General features: G+C 50.0%; 1 rRNA gene (cut by a window edge). It reads right to left on the reverse strand.

Going from position 1 to position 2500, the window contains the following annotated elements:
• Positions 1 to 37 precede the first annotated feature (37 nt).
• Positions 38 to 2500 (reverse strand): 23S ribosomal RNA (locus LL038_RS18970) (it continues 476 nt past the right edge of the window).

A 2500-nucleotide genomic window follows, 5' to 3' on the forward strand; every position in this document is an offset into this window, starting at 1 on the left:
AAAATTGCACAGTGTTTTCGCATTTTATTATTATATCTTGGTCAAGCCCTCGACTTATTAGTATTAGTCAGCTGAACATGTTACCATGCTTACACCTCTAACCTATCAACCTGGTGGTCTTCCAGGAGTCTTACTTACATCGCACTTACGTGCGAGTAATGGGAAATCTCATCTTAGGGTGGGCTTCACGCTTAGATGCTTTCAGCGTTTATCCCTTCCAAACATAGCTACCCAGCGATGCCACTGGCGTGACAACTGGTGCACCAGAGGTTTGTCCATCCCGGTCCTCTCGTACTAAGGACAGCTCCCTTCAAATTTCCTACGCCCGCGACGGATAGGGACCGAACTGTCTCACGACGTTCTGAACCCAGCTCGCGTGCCGCTTTAATGGGCGAACAGCCCAACCCTTGGGACCTACTTCAGCCCCAGGATGCGACGAGCCGACATCGAGGTGCCAAACCTCCCCGTCGATGTGGACTCTTGGGGGAGATCAGCCTGTTATCCCCGAGGTAGCTTTTATCCGTTGAGCGATGGCCCTCCCACGAGGTACCACCGGATCACTAAGCCCGACTTTCGTCCCTGCTCCACTTGTAAGTGTCGCAGTCAGGCTCCCTTCTGCCTTTGCACTCTTCGCGCGATTTCCAACCGCGCTGAGGGAACCTTTGGGCGCCTCCGTTACTCTTTCGGAGGCGACCGCCCCAGTCAAACTGCCCACCTAACAATGTCCTGTGACCAGATTCATGGCCTCCAGTTAGAACCTCAGTACTGTCAGGGTGGTATCCCAAGGATGACTCCACACAGGCTGACGCCCATGTATCGTAGTCTCCCACCTATCCTGTACAGACAATACCGAAATTCAATGCTAAGCTACAGTAAAGCTCTACGGGGTCTTTCCGTCCAATCGCGGGTATCCAGCATCTTCACTGGAACTACAATTTCGCCGGATGTACTGTTGAGACAGTGCCCAAATCATTACGCCATTCGTGCGGGTCGGAACTTACCCGACAAGGAATTTCGCTACCTTAGGACCGTTATAGTTACGGCCGCCGTTTACTGGGGCTTAAGTTCATAGCCTCGCCAAGAGCAAGCTCTCAGCTAACTAATCCCCTTAACCTTCCAGCACCGGGCAGGCGTCAGCCCCTATACATCAGCTTTCGCTTTAGCAGAGACCTGTGTTTTTGCTAAACAGTTGCTTGGGCCTATTCTCTGCGACCTACTTACGTAGGCACCCCTTCTCCCGAAGTTACGGGGTCAATTTGCCGAGTTCCTTAACAGTAATTCTTCCGATGGTCTTAGGATTCTCTCCTCACCTACCTGTGTCGGTTTGCGGTACGGGCACCAATATCCTCGATAGAGACTTTTCTTGGCAGCGTGGAATCAGATACTTCAGCAATAAATTGCCTTCCCCATTACATCTCAGCGTTAAGAGCAAACGGATTTGCCTGCTTGCTCCGCCTAAATGCTTAGACACACATCCAATAGTGTGCACATCTTATCCTCCTGCGTCATCCCATTTCTAATAACGTCCATTGGTGGTATCGGAATATCAACCGATTGTCCATCACCTACGCCTTTCGGCCTCGGCTTAGGTCCCGACTAACCCTGAGAGGACGAGCCTTCCTCAGGAAACCTTAGGTTTTCGACCGTTAAGATTCTCACTTAACTCTCGCTACTCATGCCAACATTCTCACTTCTGTACCGTCCACCACTCCTTACGGTATGACTTCAGCCAGTACAGAAAGCTCCTCTACCGCTTACACAATTGTGTAAACCCATAGCTTCGGTGGTAAGTTTTAGCCCCGGACATCTTCGGCGCAGGATCTCTTGACTAGTGAGCTATTACGCACTCTTTGAATGAGTGGCTGCTTCTGAGCCAACATCCTAGTTGTCTTAGAAATCCCACATCCTTTTCCACTTAACTTACACTTTGGGACCTTAGCTGATGGTCTGGGCTGTTTCCCTTTTGACTACGGATCTTATCATTCGCAGTCTGACTGCCGAAATAAAAGTATATGGCATTCGGAGTTTGATAGGGTTCAGTAACTGTTGTCAGCCCCTAGCCCATTCAGTGCTCTACCTCCATTACTCAATTAATCGACGCTAGCCCTAAAGCTATTTCGAGGAGAACCAGCTATCTCCGAGTTCGATTGGAATTTCTCCGCTATCCACAGCTCATCCCATGGTTTTTCAACACCAACGTGGTTCGGACCTCCACGGAATTTTACTTCCGCTTCATCCTGGCCATGGATAGGTCACCCGGTTTCGGGTCTACGACATGCAACTAGAACGCCCTATTCAGACTCGGTTTCCCTTCGGCTCCGTACCTTAAGTACTTAACCTTGCTACATATCGTAACTCGTTGGCTCGTTCTACAAAAAGCACGCCGTCACACATAAAAAGTGCTTCGACCGGTTGTAGGCACACGGTTTCAGGTTCTATTTCACTCCCCTTCCGGGGTTCTTTTCACCTTTCCCTCACGGTACTTCTTCACTATCGGTCA

The sequence above is a fragment of the Clostridium estertheticum genome (genome assembly GCF_026650985.1).
Classification (GTDB): domain Bacteria; phylum Bacillota; class Clostridia; order Clostridiales; family Clostridiaceae; genus Clostridium_AD; species Clostridium_AD estertheticum_C.